The organism is Acinetobacter sp. AOR43_HL (genome assembly GCF_027854635.1).
In the GTDB taxonomy this organism is placed as follows: domain Bacteria; phylum Pseudomonadota; class Gammaproteobacteria; order Pseudomonadales; family Moraxellaceae; genus Acinetobacter; species Acinetobacter pittii.
Genome location: NZ_JAKTHX010000018.1, coordinates 269,472 through 287,041 on the forward strand (window position 1 = coordinate 269,472; position 17,570 = coordinate 287,041).

The 17,570-nt window shown below is 40.4% G+C and carries 10 protein-coding genes; 4 read left to right on the forward strand and 6 right to left on the reverse strand.

Annotated elements, in window-relative coordinates:
- Positions 1-45: 45 nt before the first annotated feature.
- Together MKL33_RS08170 and MKL33_RS08175 are read left to right on the forward strand one after the other, a co-directional pair.
- Positions 46-1,002: a DnaJ C-terminal domain-containing protein gene (locus MKL33_RS08170; protein ID WP_270906788.1), complete on the forward strand. Its 957-nt coding sequence runs from the start codon at positions 46-48 to the stop codon at positions 1,000-1,002.
- Positions 1,003-1,013: 11 nt separating this feature from the next.
- A complete protein-coding gene (locus MKL33_RS08175) occupies positions 1,014-1,343 on the forward strand; it encodes a chaperone modulator CbpM (RefSeq protein WP_002114963.1) in 330 nt (109 codons plus the stop codon).
- A gap of 230 nt (positions 1,344-1,573) precedes the next feature.
- Here the strand turns inward: MKL33_RS08175 and MKL33_RS08180 are convergent, their stop codons facing one another.
- The 3 genes from MKL33_RS08180 to rpsO all read right to left on the reverse strand — a co-directional run bounded on the left by MKL33_RS08180 (position 1,574) and on the right by rpsO (position 5,485).
- Entirely contained in the window at positions 1,574-2,785 is a 1,212-nt protein-coding gene (locus MKL33_RS08180) for a magnesium transporter CorA family protein (protein ID WP_270906789.1), read from the reverse strand.
- Between the two features lie 85 nt (positions 2,786-2,870).
- Positions 2,871-4,958, reverse strand: a complete 2,088-nt coding sequence (gene pnp / locus MKL33_RS08185) for a polyribonucleotide nucleotidyltransferase (RefSeq protein ID WP_170814194.1) — start codon at positions 4,956-4,958, stop codon at positions 2,871-2,873.
- A 257-nt stretch (positions 4,959-5,215) separates the two neighbouring features.
- Entirely contained in the window at positions 5,216-5,485 is a 270-nt protein-coding gene (gene rpsO, locus MKL33_RS08190; protein WP_002114951.1) for a 30S ribosomal protein S15, read from the reverse strand.
- Between the two features lie 210 nt (positions 5,486-5,695).
- Here rpsO and MKL33_RS08195 point away from each other — a divergent pair, with 210 nt between their 5' ends.
- Positions 5,696-6,994, forward strand: coding sequence for a serine hydrolase domain-containing protein (locus MKL33_RS08195; RefSeq protein WP_270906790.1), 1,299 nt, complete (start codon positions 5,696-5,698; stop codon positions 6,992-6,994).
- Between the two features lie 695 nt (positions 6,995-7,689).
- On the opposite strand, the gene recD is transcribed toward MKL33_RS08195, so the two are convergent.
- The 3 genes from recD to MKL33_RS08210 form a co-directional block, all read right to left on the reverse strand.
- Complete coding sequence (recD, locus tag MKL33_RS08200) at positions 7,690-9,441, reverse strand: exodeoxyribonuclease V subunit alpha (protein WP_270906791.1); 1,752 nt, start codon at positions 9,439-9,441, stop codon at positions 7,690-7,692.
- Positions 9,442-9,549: 108 nt separating this feature from the next.
- Positions 9,550-13,248, reverse strand: coding sequence for a UvrD-helicase domain-containing protein (locus tag MKL33_RS08205; RefSeq protein ID WP_270906792.1), 3,699 nt, complete (start codon positions 13,246-13,248; stop codon positions 9,550-9,552).
- Positions 13,249-13,251: 3 nt separating this feature from the next.
- Complete coding sequence (locus MKL33_RS08210; RefSeq protein WP_270906793.1) at positions 13,252-16,887, reverse strand: exodeoxyribonuclease V subunit gamma; 3,636 nt, start codon at positions 16,885-16,887, stop codon at positions 13,252-13,254.
- 169 nt (positions 16,888-17,056) lie between these two features.
- On the opposite strand from MKL33_RS08210, the gene MKL33_RS08215 reads away from it, so the two are divergent.
- The gene (locus MKL33_RS08215) at positions 17,057-17,563 is read left to right on the forward strand and encodes a hypothetical protein (RefSeq protein WP_005065913.1); all 507 of its coding nucleotides are present in this window, start codon (positions 17,057-17,059) and stop codon (positions 17,561-17,563) included.
- Positions 17,564-17,570 lie beyond the last annotated feature (7 nt).

A 17,570-nucleotide genomic window follows, 5' to 3' on the forward strand; every position in this document is an offset into this window, starting at 1 on the left:
AATCGTTTCATAATGAAATAAACAACACCATCGTGATAAAACATTATGGCAAAAAATTATTATGAAGAATTAGGGGTTACACGCAAAGCCTCTGCTGATGAAATTAAAAAAGCTTATCGAAAATTAGCCCGTAAATATCATCCCGACATCAGCAAAGAAAAAGATGCAGAAGAAAAAATGCAGGCGATTAATGTTGCCTATGACACATTAAGCAATGCAGATAAAAAAGCCGAATATGACCAAATGTTAGATCATCCTCAAGGTTTTAATAACTTTGGTCAAGGTGCTGCACAAGGTGGTTTTGATGGAGCACAGTTTTATCATCAAGGTTTTACAGGCGGTGAACAAGCAGACTTTAGTGGTTTTGAAGATTTATTTGGTCGCTTTGGTGCAGGCTTTGGCGGTGGCCAACAACAATATCAAAGACAACAACGTAGTTATCGCGGTGAAGATCAACATGCCAGCATAGAGGTTGATCTTGATATTGCCTATCATGGTTCAACCCAGCAAATTACTCTGCAAATTCCAACCATGAATGCTTATGGTGAGCCTGAAGTTCAACGCAAAACTTTGCAGGTAAAAATACCAAAAGGTATGAAAGAAGGTCAGCAGATCCGCTTAAGTGGACAAGGCCAAAGTGGGATTAATGGTGGTGCGAACGGCGATCTTTATATTGAAATCCAGTATAAAGATACAGACCGTGTTCATGTCGAAGGCAATGATGTGTATTTGACTGTAGATGTAACCCCATGGGAAGCGGCATTAGGTCAAGGTATTGAAGTGAAAACACCAGCAGGATCTTTACATGTCAATTTACCTAAAAATGCAAAACAAGGACAACAGCTACGTTTAAAAGACAAAGGGATACCAAATAAAACGCCAGGGCATCTGTATTTAATTTTAAATATTGTATTCCCGCCTGCAAATTCTGAAAAAGAAAAAGAAGCGTATCAGCAACTGGCAGAAGCATTTGCTTCATTCGAACCTCGTTCATCTCATTAGGGAGCAAGATCATGACAACCATTCACTATCGAGAAATTGTATATGACGGCCACACCTTTAGTGCAGAGGTCGTTGATGAACAATCGACATTTGATTTACAACAATTTGCCCAAGCTTGTGGCCAAAGTCCTGACTGGATTCTTCAGTTAATTGAATATGACATTTTATCAGTCGAGAACACACCTGAAGCACACCAGTTTATGGGTGAAGATGTCGCACGCGCACGTAAAGCTTATCGTTTACAACGTGACTTTGACGCAAGTTTGGCAGCAGTTGCTGTGATGTTAGATTTGATTGATGAAGTGCAACAACTTAGAAAACAGTTGAAGCATTTTCATTAGATTAGATAGTCACGACGGAGTCCTACTGGCACTCCCTATCTATTTCATCAGCTAATTACGTTACTTTTGTTTTGGCAAAAGTAACCAAAACCATTGTCATCCACAAAACCTGTTCACTACTTTCATTTAAAATATTACTTTTCAAAAACAATAATTTCTAAATTATGGGCAGGTTGTGGATGACGCTTAGCTCAAGCAAATTTGGAAAAAATTCAATAAAAATTGAAGAATTATTTCAACCGAGTAATCTTTTCCACTTCCTTCAAAGTCTGCTTAATCGGTTCATATTCCAAAAACCAAAACAAATTCATCCGATCTTGGCGATGTTGTTGAGCCAATAAATCAATCACACTTTTTTCACCTCGCCCGACCAAATGTTGTCGATAAAAATAGTACAGTAATAAAACAGTACTGAGCAGCATGACACCCAGCATAATCCAGAAACCTACTGGTGATTTAAGCCCTGGAATGAATTCAAAGTTCATTCCATAAATACCCGTTAAAAGGGTAAGTGGTGCAAATACGGCAGTAATAATGGCAAGAATACGCATATTTTCATTGGTCTGGTTTGCAATTGCCGAGAAATGCAAATCAATCGCTGATTGAATAGCGCTACGTAAACGTAAAGTATGTTTTTGAATACGTTCGACATGACTCATTAAATCATTCAAACGAACTAACAGAAGGTCTTGAGAACTATGCGTCTTCTCACCAATAACATGATGATAGTTTTCTACAATTTCATCTCGAAACTCTTGTAAGGTTTCGATTTGCTCTTCGCATAAATTTTCAACTTGCTGAAAGGCCATGTTTTCATGAAACAACTGATGCCATTGTTTAAAACGACGATTACCTTGCAGCAATTGCTGTTGCCAATGCTCGACCCTTCTAGTCAAAGGTGAACGGATATCAAGGTAGCCATCCACCATACTATTAAGCAGTCGTAAACATAAATCTACAGGTGAATTAGGAAGCTTACGGGTTTTGTTTTGTTCTTCCAAAGTTTTACATAAAATATTTTCGAGACGTTGAATATAGTTTTCAATCGACTTATTGCCCTGCTCACGAACACTAATCAGAACTTTAGGGGTAAAAACAAAGCTAATCGGCGTAGTTGCTAGGCCAAATACACTCTCGTGGGATTCCCCATTTTTAATTTCATCATCAGGTGTAACGAGCTTTCTAAAAATAAGCAGGTCATATTCTTCAAGCGTATCAAATGCACAAGGATGCTCAATATTCGCAATATCTCGCATATGAAATTCATTAATAACCACGCCTGAAAGCTGCTGAATTTTTTGTTGCCATTCTTCGTTATGGTTCACCACATCAGCTCTGACACTATCAATCCAGAAAAACTCCAGAATGTGTTCATTATGCTGTTCACGGCTTAAAAAGACATAACCGTCAGCTTGATGGCGATAAAAGTAATAAACCTGCATACCACAATGATCTGTTTTTGTATTACTTGCATCATGCCATAAAAAAAGTCCGCATCAAGCGGACTTTTTCATGTCACTAGAACAATTATGCTTGTTCAATGTCTTTCATAGTCAATTTAATACGACCACGATTATCAACATCAGCAACTTGTACTTTCACTTCCTGACCTTCTTTAAGAACATCAGTTACGTTCGCAATACGTTCATTTGAAATTTGCGAAATGTGAAGAAGACCATCAGTACCCGGCATGATGTTTACAAACGCACCGAATTCTACGATACGGATTACTTTACCGTCATAGATCTTACCTGGTTCAACTTCAGCAGTAATTGCTTGAATCTTAGCAATTGCAGCTTTAGCAGCAGCTTTAGTTTCACCAAATACGCGAACAGTACCGTTGTCTTCGATATCAATTGCAGCTTTAGTTTCTTCAGTAATTTGACGGATAGTTGCACCGCCTTTACCAATAACATCACGGATCTTGTCTGGGTTAATGTTAATAACTTCAAACGTCGGAGCATGAGCACTGATTTCAGCACGAGCACGTGAAATGACTTTATTCATTTCGTTTAGGATGTGCATACGACCAGCAAATGCTTGGTTTAATGCAACTTCCATGATTTCTTCGGTAATACCTTCAATCTTGATGTCCATTTGAAGCGCAGTAATACCGTTTGCAGAACCTGCTACTTTAAAGTCCATATCACCTAAGTGATCTTCATCACCCAAGATGTCAGAAAGTACTGCGAAACGCTCGCCTTCTTTCACTAAGCCCATTGCGATACCCGCAACTGGAGCTTTAAGCGGAACACCTGCATCCATAAGTGATAATGAAGCACCACATACAGAAGCCATTGAAGATGAACCGTTAGATTCAGTAATGTCAGATACAATACGAATTACATACGGGAAGCGGTCAGCAGCAGGAAGAACTGCTTGAACACCACGACGTGCTAAACGACCGTGACCAATTTCACGACGCTTAGGACCAGATTCACGGCCTGTTTCACCTACAGAGTATGCAGGGAAGTTGTAGTGCAACATGAAGTTGTCAGTTTTAGTACCAGCAAGGGTATCAACCATTAACGCATCACGAGTATTACCCAAAGTTGTTGTTACTAACGCCTGAGTTTCACCACGTGTAAATAATGCAGAACCGTGTGCACGATCTAATACGCCAACTTGAACATCGATAGCACGAACAGTTTTAGTATCACGACCATCAATACGTGGCTTACCTGACAAGATGTTGTCACGTACTGTACGGTATTTAAGGTCTTCGAATAATTCGTTTACTTCATCAGCAATACCAGTTTCATCATTTTCTGGAACGAACTGAGCTACAGCTTCTGCATAAAGTGCATCAAGTGCTGCGTAACGATCTTGTTTAACCGCAATTGTATATGCTTCAGAAATTTTCGCTTCGAAAGCTGCTTTTAATTGCTCAAGAAGAGCTTCGTTTTTAGTTGGAGCAACCCAAGTTGACTCAACAGCACCAGCAGCGGCAGCAAATTCTTTAATCGCTTGAATTGCGATTTGCATTTCGTCATGACCGAAAAGAACAGCACCCAGCATTTGGTCTTCTGAAAGTTCTTTCGCTTCAGATTCAACCATCAATACAGCAGATTCTGTACCAGCAACCACAAGGTCAAGGTCACTTTCTTTCAACTGTTCGAAGTTCGGGTTAAGAACATATTCACCGTTGATTAAACCAACACGTGCGCCACCAATTGGACCACGGAAAGGAGTACCAGCAATAGACAATGCTGCTGATGTACCAAGCATTGCTGCAATGTCAGCATCCATAGTTTTGTCAGAAGAAACAACAGTTGCTGTTACTTGGATCTCGTTGAAGTAACCTTCTGGGAACAACGGACGAATTGGACGGTCAATAAGACGTGAAATTAAAGTTTCAGCTTCAGAAGCACGACCTTCACGCTTACCGTAACCACCAGGGATACGACCAGCTGCATATTGTTTTTCTTGATAGTTCACTGTTAACGGGAAGAAGTCTTGACCCGCTTTTGCTTTAGGTTGAGCAACAACTGCAACTAAAACAGTTACGCCACCCATAGTGATTAAAACTGTGTTTGCTTGACGTGCAACGCGACCCGTTTCTAAAACGACTTGATGTTGACCGAATTGGAATTCTTTACGAACGATATTAAACATTGACATGTATTGTATTTTCCTAATTTTATTCTAGTGAGACCCCTAAGGTTTGGCATTCAGACTACACCGATTGGTAGATAAATGACAAAGCTTAGAAGCCATCACACTAGATCAATTATTTAAAATAAGTTAAACGCAAAGAAGGAGCGCACAAGCGCCCCTTCTAAAAATCACTTAACCTAACATTAAGTGAAACTCTCTTTTCAGCGATAAAGCATTGCGACATGCGAAATAGCGAAAACAAAGTAAAAATCGAATTAACGACGTAAACCTAAAGCACCGATCAAAGCAGTGTAACGACCGTGGTCTTTACCATTTAAGTAGTCGAGCAATTTACGACGTTGGTTAACCATACGGATCAAACCACGACGGCTGTGGTGGTCGTGTTTGTGAGCTTTGAAGTGACCTTGTAAATCATTGATTTGAGCAGTCAATAAAGCTACTTGTACTTCTGGTGAACCAGTGTCATTTTCAGCGCGAGCAAATTTAGCAATGATCTCTGCGCGGTCTGCATTAGTTAAAGCCATTCGATTTCTCCGAGATGCTTAAAAAAGTAAACGATATGAATCAGTTGAGGCAACTGACTGCCGTGCATCACTACAGCAAGTCGCCTATTTTAAGGTATCTATAGGTGGATTGCAAAATAGTTTTCAGTAACTTGTCATTTTAGACACTGACATGAAGACCTTAACCCTGCACACTAGCCTCGAATAAAAAGAAAGAAGCGCGAGGGACGTGTGAAAATTTTTTCAACCAACACTTGTCCAGTACCGGACAATATTGAGCAAGTCATTCGACAAAAAGATGAAGTTGCTGCTGAACAGGGTGGAATGAGTGATCACCAGATTCAAAAAATCTGGAAAAGTATAGAAGCACTATATAAAACCGGAAACTATCCACTTATTACCTTTTGTTTACGCAGACAAGGTAAAATTTTGCTGAATAGAAGCATTGGATATGCCCAAGGAAACTCTCCGGCAGGACTTCAAGGAAATGCCCTGATTGCAACACCAGACACACCTGTTTGCCTATTTTCAGCATCAAAGATGATCACAGCCATGTTGATTCATCTATTAGATGAAAAAGGTGAAATCAATTTGCTTGATCCAGTGAGCTATTATGTTCCTGAATATGGTGTCAACGGTAAGCGCCGTGCAACGATCTTTCATTTATTAGCACATCGTGGTGGCATTCCCTATATTGATGGTGATGTCACACCAGAATTGTTATTTGATAAAGATGAAATTTTAAAACGCTTATATGCTGCCCGACCTGTGTCTCCTGCTGGCAATCACCTTGCCTATCATGCTGTTACGGCAGGTTATATTTTAGGAGAAGTCATTGAACGGGTGACTGGGCAGGATTTACGTGAATTTGTACATCAAACTATCGAAAAACCAATGGGGATGCCTTATTTCAATTATGGCTTAAAACCAGAATACCGTTCAGAAGTCGCCTTAAACTGTGCAACAGGTCTGCACCCTCGCCTTGGTACCGATCACTACCTGAATCATGTGTTAGGTGGCGGTTTACAACTTGCAGTTGATGTGACTAACGATAGTCGTTTTATGGACACCATTTGCCCAGCTGGAAACATCTATACCAGTGCAGAACAAGCTAGCCGCTTCTTTGAAATGCTTTTAAGTGGTGGAAGCTACGGCGGTCAGCAAATCTTTAGTGAGAAAACAATTTTCAGAGCAACACTGCCAACCACAGGTGTTAACATTGACCGTACTTTGTTAATTCCAATGGGCTATGCTCTGGGGCCAATGTTAGGTAGCAACCCTGTAGGCCTTTTTGGCCCAATGACAGGACAAGCATTTGGTCACTTAGGGTTCTCCAACATTTTATGTTGGGCCGATCCTGAAAGAGATATCAGTGTTTCTCTATTAACAACTGGTAAGTCTGTAGTAGGTACTCACCTACCTGCTTTAGCTAAAGTGCTCTATCAAATCTCAACCCAATGTCCACGTATACCGAGAGATCAACGCCGTTCGTTATTTGGTAGTGATTCTCATGAGACTGACTTAGTGTAGAAGCAAATAAAAACCCAAGCATTTCTGCTTGGGTTTTTTGCGCTGTAGTTTTTGTTTATCGTGTTATTGCTGTTTTTATTGTCGTTGGTGAGATGCTAGTCACATCCTTCTTGTTGTTTTAACTCACTTCCGATGTTTTCGTTTTCCTTATGTGATGTATTGTGACATATCCAATTATGAAGAAAAGTAGTATTTTTCTTATCATCATGTAAGTGAAAACGTACAGGTCTGTATAATATTTGGTAAATAGCCATTTTTACCCTTTAACGTACAGTTCTGTATAACATATAACTTAACAATTCACAGGAAAAATGCCTGTTTTGAAATCATATTATAGATAAATATATTGATATTATTGATTTAAATCTTTAGACAAAAACAGAGTGAAGATAGTGCTAAAAACGAAATGTTGTAATGCTTTTTTAAACATAGTGAAAAGTAGAATATAAAAAAGCCCTGTAGTCTCTCCCAAAACTACAAGGCTTAGCGGCTGTAAGTTTCCTCTTTATACACCTACTTCATTGTAAGTTCGCAGTCTCTCGACTTAAGTTATTATTATTGTGCGATTTTGCCCGACATTCCGTGCCAAGCTCGTTGTGCGTTTATAATCTCAAAAACACGGGGTGTACTCTAGCAGCAAATATCTCGAATCTATGTAAGCTTTTTCTTACAAGGGTAAAAATATTAAGTTTGTCTTAACGAACTAACCGATTAACTTTTTGAACTAAACCGCTTTTTCGTGTAGTACGAACTGTAAATGCTTGTAATAAAGCCTCTTGATGCACCAAAAGACTGACTACCTTCTTAGCTCGTGTAATCGCAGTGTAAATAAGTTCTTGGCTTAATAAGTTCTTGGCAGCCTGATCTAAAACGACAGCAGTGTGTGTGAATTCAGACCCTTGCGATTTATGAATCGTTAAAGTGAATGCACTTTGAATACTTTTAGGTAATCGATTTGCAGCGACCCATTTATTCAAACTTGGAAAATATACTTCGAACTGCTGTGGCTGAGTTCTGTGCTCAAAACACAAACCAATATCGCCATTTGAAATACCGAGCTGATAATCGTTATAAGTCATCATTACAGGACGACCCACGTACCATCCCCCTGCTGTCACTATTGAAAGTTGCTGCTGCAACCAACGCTGCGCATATTGGTTTAACTGCTGCAATCCAAACGGACCATGACGAACCGCGGTTAAAATCCGGTAGTCATCAAATGCTTTTACTACGTTTTGGACCTGTTCAATCGAGCGTTCTTCTTTTAAATAATTTTTTAGGCTTTTTACATATCCTTGGAAACCGAGCATGAGCTTCTGATAATAAATTTCGACTTCTGCGTGATTTCCTTCTGGTAAATATTCAAGCTGAACAACATCAGGCATATCTCTTTGTAAAAGTATGGGCTTTAATTCTGACACCTGAACAATATCAACTTCAAACCGCTGCAAAACTTCTACATGGTCTTGTTGATAGCTTTGTGCCTGAATAAATTTGGCCACTTGTCCAATCAACGCACCTTCAGCAAAACGACGACTGGTTTGTAATTGTACCCGGTTATCAGCCAACGCCTGTATTTGCTGCAAATCTGCAAGAACCGCCCCGACATCGACAGAAGCGAGCTGATTTGCATCTCCTAATAAAATAATTCGACAAGACTCTGGCACAGCTTCAAATAAAAGAGTAGCCAGATTTAAATCCAGCATAGAAGCCTCATCCACGACAATCACGTCATAAGGCAAAGGCTGTTTTTGATTAAACCGTGGTGTTTGGCTATGTCCCATCCCTAACAAACGGTGAATCGTTTGTGTTCCCTGATTTCTGAGTTCCTCACTCACTAATCCGGACTCAAGCAATTTAGGATCGTTAAATGAGTTCTGTAAAGCCTCTTGCATTCGCTGTGCTGCCTTACCTGTTGGAGCAGCCATCGCCACACGAATATGCGGAATTGCCTGACTCAGCACAGCAATAATACGTGCCAGCGTATAAGTCTTACCTGTACCCGGCCCACCGGTAATAATACTCAAGCCCTGCCGAGCAACCATTTGTAAAGCTGCCTGTTGATGAGCATCGGTAAGCAGGTCTAAATAGTCATCACAAGAGACAGGTTGAATTAATTGTTGCTTTAATCGACAAATTTGTTCTGCAAGTCGTTGCTCTAGGTGCCAATATCGGTATAATGCCAACCCCTGCTCATCGTAGACGCACGGCGCAACTTTTGAGGTTGCTTGATCGGCAGATATAGTAAGCTGACCAAGTGCTGCAATTTGCTCTGAACTGATATCAATACAACTATCGCCTTGTAAGCTCGCTTCAATAAGCTGCTGCAAGTAAGAAGTGGCTTCTGACACTTGCGATTGCTCAGTAAATGGAGCCTGATTTAAGAAGTTACTCCACGTTGTTAACCAGCTTAAATCGGCCTGTTCAGAGCTATTTAGATTGTCCACACACTTATCCACCTAGTTTTCCACACGCTTGTCCACATGGTTATAGACAGGCTTATCCACATGCCAAATATTTGTTAATATTAAAATTACATACTTTATCAGCATTTTTCATGCAATTTTATCCTCAGCAAAATACCCTAAAATGGCATCAAGACGCAGAATAAACTCAATGCTAGGTTGCCAGTAATAATAGCCCTGCTCAGCTTCACCATTCATGCCACGTAAATAAAGATAAGTTGCCCCACCTAAGTGTTGCTCAATTTGGTAATCCTGCATTTTGACTTGCAAATAGCGATGTAATGCAACGAGATATAAGCCTGCTTGTAGCCAATAACTTGCTAAAGACATGCTTTGGGCAATGCTATCGCTACGATAATCTGCAAGATCATCACCTAAGTAATTACTTTTATAATCGGCAATGTGGTAACGCTGCCCATCAAAGTAAACCAAATCGATAGAACCATTAAGGTAACGCGCTGAACGAGCCTCAAGTAATTCCGGCATATTCAAACCATACTCAGCGAAAAGCTGCTGAATACGTGTCATCGCTAAAACTCGATCTGAGAGTGCTAAATAAAAAGGAAACTCTGACAAATACTGTTCTTGTTGAAGTTGATTTAGCCGGAAACCTTGATAAAGCGGTGTTCGCAAAATATCTTTCAGCCAGTCTGCAACTGACTGGTAAAGCAGATTCTCGGCGTCCTCTTGGTCTGGGAAGCTCTCGTTATATTTATTAAGTAAATCTTGCCAAAGGCTACTATAGTCATTTTTAAAACGACGACGTATTTCTATGATCCACTCATCTGAGCATTGAAAATCGATATGCTCAAATATTTCATGTAAGAAATTACCGGCAAGCGTTCCTCGCGGGAAGTTACTCTTGATCCAGTCAATCGGCTGAGCACCGATTGCTTCAGCAGTGTTGATTAAATCCAGCTCATCTTCTGCTAATACAGCATCATTGCTCTGACTCGCCAATAAATCTGTGCCAGCCTTATGTTTTAAATGCTGTGCCAAATAACTGAAACTGGTTTTACCTCTCGAATAAAAACGTTGTTCAGGAAACCGTTGTGCTTGTATTTCAATAATACTTGTTTGTTTGGCTAAATGAATTGCCTGTGGAATCTGCTCCAAAACCATTTCATCCGTACAGCAACGGTGTTGAAAAGGCTCAGTCCTATTTTTCCAAAACGCGAGGCCTGATACTGATTTACCATCCCCATCTTGTAAAAGCGCATAGACGCGGTGGCTTGCTCGCGTTAAAGCGACATACCAAAGTCGATTCTGTTCAGCGAGCGCTCGTTCTTCGTGCTGCTTAAGTTCTATTTCATTCAAATAAGTCTTGTCAGCAATCGCAACGACACGTTGAGTCAAAGTCTGGTTTGAGTCCGGTTTGACAATATCTTGGGTCGAAAAATTGAGTGTTTTACTATTTTCTCGAAAGGGCTTATCTGCACCTAATAAAAATACAATCTTAAATTCCAGCCCTTTTGACTGGTGAATTGTCATGAGCTGAACACCAGCTTCACTCGATAATTTACGTTCTAACTCCCAATCACGGTCAAGAGGAGAACGCAACTGTTTGAGATACCAGTGATAAAGGTTCTGAGCACCTGAGTATTTCTCACTGTGCTGACTCAGAATTTCAGTTAAATGACGCAAGTTCACCACAACCCTTTCATTATCTTTACTTTGGGCAGCGACCAAATTTTGCCATATATCAAACTGGATGAGGCATTGTTGCCATGCCACTAAAAAGCCTTGAGCGGACCACAACTCTCTAATCGTGTCAAAACCAGTCATAAACTGGCTTAACCCTTCGGCTGTCTGCTCAAGTTGCAAGAGTTGTTTTAAATCCATGGCAAATAGACGGCTAATTAAAGCTCGCTTCACTTTTGCCTCATCGTAAGGATGAAGTATGGCGGTCAACAAAGCACCCACATCTTGAGCAATCGTGCAGTCGAAAACACTTCGTTTTGATGGCCTATTAACCCGAATTCCTAAACGCTCTAGCTCAAATTGAACTTTATCCAACCCATCATGATTACGAGACAATACCGCAATATCATCTTCGTTTAAGACTTGAGTCTGAGCATCTTTTTGAAAATATAGCTGTCCAGCATGTGACTGGTTAAGTAGATCTCGAATCTTCCATGCAACTTGCTGAGCCTCTGTTTCTTTATCTTTGAGCATTAACCAGCGCAAAGGGTGAGGATTATGATTGTTCTGCTCAATCAGTACAGGATGAGGTCGAGTGCCCGCTCGAATTGGGTCATATTGAACTTCTTCGCCAAAGTCGATTTGCCTTTGAAATAAGGCATCGACCACTTCAACCAGATCAGCAACAGAACGATGGTTATGAATTAACTTATATTCGCGGCCATGTTTGGCTTGAATATCTTTATAGGCATTTAAAAAGGTGAGCATATCCCCACCACGGAAACCGTAAATTGCCTGTTTACGGTCCCCCACCATAATCATGCAACCTTTTTGGTAGCGCTCTGGATGGCGCCAAATGCTCGCTAACATGTCGTCTTGATCTTGGTTGGTGTCCTGAAATTCATCGACCAAAATTAAGGGATAACGCGCCTGCACAAACACAGCGAAACGCTGTCCCTGTTCACCTTTTAAAGCTTCAGAAAGTGTTCGAATTTGCTGAGAAAAAGTAGTTTCACCTTTATTTTGCAAAACCTGTGGTAAACGTTTTTTAACCTCAACACATAAATAGGCTTTTAAAAAAATATGAAGCTGGTCGAACTGCTCAGCGTAGTTTTTCAGCACACCAAATAGCTGTTGAATCTGTTGAATACAAGGATGTTGATAGAAACCATCTGAAATTTCAACAGGACATTTCTTGAAAACTTTTTGATCGACAAGTTGACCTAAAAACTTAAAAACAAGCTCTCGCTGTACCGCCAACGAACCGTCAAAAACCAAAATGCTGTCGCTTTGCGTTAGAACTTGCAAAAGCTGTGGCAAACATTCACTAAATAGTTTATTAAATGCCCCATTTCTAAATACTGTCCCGCTCACATGTTTATAGTGCTCTCCATCAAGCAAGTAATATGCTTCTAAAAGACTGATATCAATTTCTGTCGCTAATTGTTTGAGCTGCGTAAGTTCTTCAAATTGAATGGTTGGTTTTTCAGGAAGTTTAAAATGAGCAGAACTAAAGTTAAGTGAGTCTTCAACAAGTTTGACAAAACTATCGACACTTTTTAACTCACCTGCCAGATACAACGCATCAATCACGGTCTGAGGTTGAGACTGTATCCATTCACGCAAAACATCATGAATCAGTTGTCGACTATAAGTTTTAGCATCATCGGTAATTTGAGCGCGTTCAATTTTGCCACTCTCAAAGGCAAACTCACGTAATAGTTTTTGGCTAAAGCTATCGAGTGTTCCGACAAATAACTCGTCTAACTGATCTATAACCAATTTTAAACGTTCACACGCATAGGCAATACGCGTCGCAAAATGCTTTAGAATATGCTGGAGTAATAAGTCAGGTTCTTGCTCTGCCTGCGTAAGTAATTCTTGTTCTGTAAAACTACGCTTGGCATCTAAATAACGGTACGTTTCAACCAAACGTGCACGAATACGGCTTTTTAACTCAGCAGCAGCAGCACGGGTAAACGTGGTCGCAATGACTTGTCTAGGCAAATATTTTTCAAGAAAGATACGGACCATCAAACTTGATAAGGTATAGGTTTTCCCTGTACCTGCCGAAGCTTCAATTAAGTGCAATCCACTAAATTCAATATCAATAATAGGTTGATAAGACACCTGTACTCTTGAGTTCATGCCTTACTCCGAATGTTGAAATTGAAAAACCGGATGATACAAATCATACGCAAACTCATCACAAGCATGTTGAAGCAAAGCCTGTGCATCTTGTTCTTGTAAAATAAAGCTCCAGTCTTGATGCAACTTACAAGCTTCATTTTGAGTCATATCCATTGTGGTAAATGACCCTGTTTCATTCCAGTATTTTAACAGCTCAGTGTAGCTCTTCTCATCCAGTTTTGCTTTTTCTGTCTGATTTGTTGTTTCCCACTGATATGCTTTAGCTTTTTCTAATGGCTTTAATAATAAGGCTGCTGGTAAAACCAATGGTTGTTGCTGTGCATGGCGCCAGATTTTAAACCATGGTTGTAAATATTGCCGAGCTTGCTCAGAACTAATCCCACTACAAATCACAGTTTGATCGCTAAAAACCACAATACGGCGCTTTTCAGCTCCTGCACTACCCTCATTTAAATAAGCTAACCAGAGCAGATATTCTAACCAGACTTTAGCACGTCTTTTTGCCCGAGCGCTTGAAGGTTCCATACTCACCCAGTCCCGAGTTTCAGACTTCGGAACGGTAATATTCATATGAAGCTGTTTAGCAATTCGCCAAATACGCTGAGTTGTTTGTGTCACTGCTGGTGCATAATGGTGAAGGCGTTCAAGTAAACATTCTTGCTCAAAAACACCTTGTTGCCATGCGCTATATTTGACTTTACCGACAGGCAACTGATCAATTAATACTTCAGGTTGTGCTTGCTGTTCAGATTGTTGTAAAAAATGTCGAATCGCATAGCGCCCTAAACCATCTAATAATAAAGGTTCATTTTGGTCGAGCACTCCGACACTTCCTAAGTTTTCTACCCCTAAAGTTTTCAAATATAATCGTGCAGGGAATGTCACATCCTGTATCCACTGTTGGCTCTCTAAAACCAGCATGTCAGGCGCTTGTAGCGGATAGGTTGTGTTCGCCCAAGGTTGGCGACTTCCTGAAACTTGCTGAATTTGTGAAGCGACCTTAAACCAATGATCTTGATAGCGAATAACACTTTTTTCAACAGTAAAACCTTTCGGATCGAAGGGCTGTAAATCATGTAAGTGATAGAGTTGTTTTAACTGTGAAGGTATCTCAATCCCTTCAATAACGACACTTTCAGGTTCACCATCTTCAGCTTTCACAATCAGGGCAAGATGTTCACGGAACTCTTGAAGAATACTGGAAGGTTCGCGCACCTCGCCATCGTTCACATCAAAGCCGTTATAAAACAGCCATAAATTTTCTTGGGCTAATAATAAAGCATCTAAAAAAGCACCTTGATCATCTTCAAGTCGAGAACGATCACCTAACTGTTGGCGCAGTGCATCCATCAAATCAAATGGAACGTGTGTATCACGGTTTGGAAATTGTCCTGCATCAAGATTTAGCATGACCATTAAACGATAAGGTAACGGTCGAATGTGTCCAATTTGGGCAAAGGTAATTTGCCCTGTCGGTTCAGCTTGTGCACTTTGGCTTTCTAATGTCCGTTGAATTTCTTCAATAATATAAGGCAGAGGCAAGGTAATTTTGCGCAAAGTTCCTGTTTCTGTCTCGGCGTAATAGCTTGCGAGCGTCAACATTCGCTCTTGTTTTTTAACAATTTCACGCACAGCTTTTAGAGCAGCAACACCAACCTGCTCAAATTCAACAATATCTTTGCCTAGTACCTGAAGCCAATATTCAATCGTATAGACTTTTCCTTGTTCATGCAGAGTCAGCCAATCACGGCGCTCGTTCAAATCCTGATAAATCTGAATGAGTGTACCCACCAACTCGAAATCGCTCGGTTGAACTTTGGCATAACTCAACACCTGATTAAAGGTCGCATGTACAGGCACAGCAATACCAAGAGCCAATCGCTCTAAGGCAAATTTAAAGCTATATCGATAATCATCATCACCGTCACACAAACTGCGCTTGAGATGCTCTGCATCAAGCCCTCGTTTAAAACCCGCATCGGCAAGCAAATTTAAAATCCGCTCGACCTGAACATACTCAAGTTCGTAACGTTGCTGGGTAGCATGCAAGCTTAACCAATCAGCAAAATCATCAAAGCTAAAACGGCCCTGCATCAGTTGAATACGCCCAATTACGGCACGCCAAGCATTAAGTGCATCAAGTGATGCAACACCTGCAATTTTCACTGGCAAATGTACACCTTGCTCAGTGGCAGTAGCGGGAAATACACTTCGAATTAAAGGTTCTATGTCGGCCAAATTAGGAACTAAAACTAAAATATCGTTTGGTCGGCGCGGCTGCTCATGTGGTTTAGCCAACCAACAGATTAATTGCTCTTTTAGAACTTCAAGCTGACGTAAAGTCGAATGACAAACATGAATCTGAATCGAGTCATCGTCTGGGGCAAGCTCATATTGCTTAGCTTGAGGTTCAACTAAATGCAAAATATCTGACTGAACTTTACCGAGTAAACTTTCAGGAAAATCATCCACAAAAGCATCCACCCACTTACCTTCTTCCCCCGTAGATAAATTCGATAATAAAGAAAAGTGGTCGCGGGCTTGTTTACCCAATCTGGTTAAAAGCGGATGTCTAGACTCACGCGCTTCAGCATTAAAATTGAGTGTGAATTTATTAAAGAAATCACTAATTTCAGCATCAGTAGCCTTTGGATTTTTCGCAATAAAACGCTCTTTTACCCCTAAGTCATAACGCTGTTTCCAGAGTGGATCGACACTATCGGCCCAATATTCTTGTGAAGGGTTATAGTGCAAAATCAAGACATCAATATATTGGCCTAAACGGCGCAAGAACTGTAACTGACTTGGCGGCAAATCTAATAATGTAAAGATCACCACTTGATTAGGTAATCTTGAAATAGCACGCTTACCACGGTCTGGATGATCTAACTCTTGCCAAAACAACGCGTCAATTTGCTGCATCTGCACAAAATCATCATGAAAATGTTGCTGCCACAACCAACGCTGCCAACGCTCTAGCTCCTCAGTTTGATGTAATGCAAAAGCAGTCACTTCTTCATCTTTCTGCACAATATATTTTTCAATATCGAGTGCTCGGCCCTGTCCCCAAGCAGACAACCAGTTTTCCGGACAGGTACAACTATTTTCACAACCACGCTGGCACTGTCCACGATAAATCATATAGTTGCTAAATAGATCAGCAACCTGCTCAGCGACCCAATACAGCATTTTTTGTTTTTTTAATTGTTTATCTATGCCTTGTTCGAGTCGATCTGCACTGTCATAAATACGCTGAACAATAGAATGTAAAGGATGCGACGTATCGATGCTCATCGTGTCAGGTTGAATAAATTCGTGCAAAGCCTGATGCACCCGCCATTTAAAAATCAAACGCGGGATGTTCGCTTTACGGACCTGTTCTTTATGCGCAGTTAAAACTTGCTGATAGGCAAACCATTGGAAACCTCGTACCCGTTGGTGAAACTGGTAATTGGCACTCATGCCTTGCTGTTCTGCAAGTTTTTGTATCAGCCACTGCTCGACCGCAGGACTTGGAACAATAAAATGTTGGGTTTTCAAAACCTGTAATGGATGCGTTGAAGCTTGAGATGTAGACGCCAATACACCTTGCAACAACACATCAATACGTTGACTTTGAATAACATGGATCCCCATTTATTTCATTTCCTGCTTGCATAATTTATGCACAAAATCATAAACATTCATTACTATACAACTGAATCTGACTATGTCACGTTGGTTTAAACACAGCATAATTTAACTTTAGGTGTCACTTACACTTAGTTTGAATGACGCCATCAAGAAACTTATACAGGTAGACATTATGAAAATTGACAAGATTCCTGACTATATTGATCCTAGCCTAAATCTGGAACAAATTCGCGATGAGTGCCATGATCTCATCAAAAAAAGAGCTTACGTCTCAGCCGGAGCGGCAATTGTACCGATTCCTTTTTTTGACGTGGCGGTAGATTTGGGAATTTTGTCTCACCTAATTCCAGATATCAATTCCCGTTTCGGTTTAGCACCTGAGCACGTGAGCGTTTACGACCCAAAAACTAAAACTATTCATTGGGATGAGTTACGTAAACGCGGTTTTGAGTTTTCTGGTTTTGTAGTGGCACGTACTACCGTTAAAAAAACATTTAACGGCTTTTTAGGCAAAATCGTAACAAAACAGGTGACTAAATTTATACCGCTAGGCGGACAAATTGTAGCAGCAAGTTTAGGCTATTTCATGATGAAAAAAATAGCAGAAACTCATCTGAATGACAGTTATAACCTTGCAAAACGTATTCAGCAAAAAAGCCGTAGCACCATTGTAAATTAATGTTTGC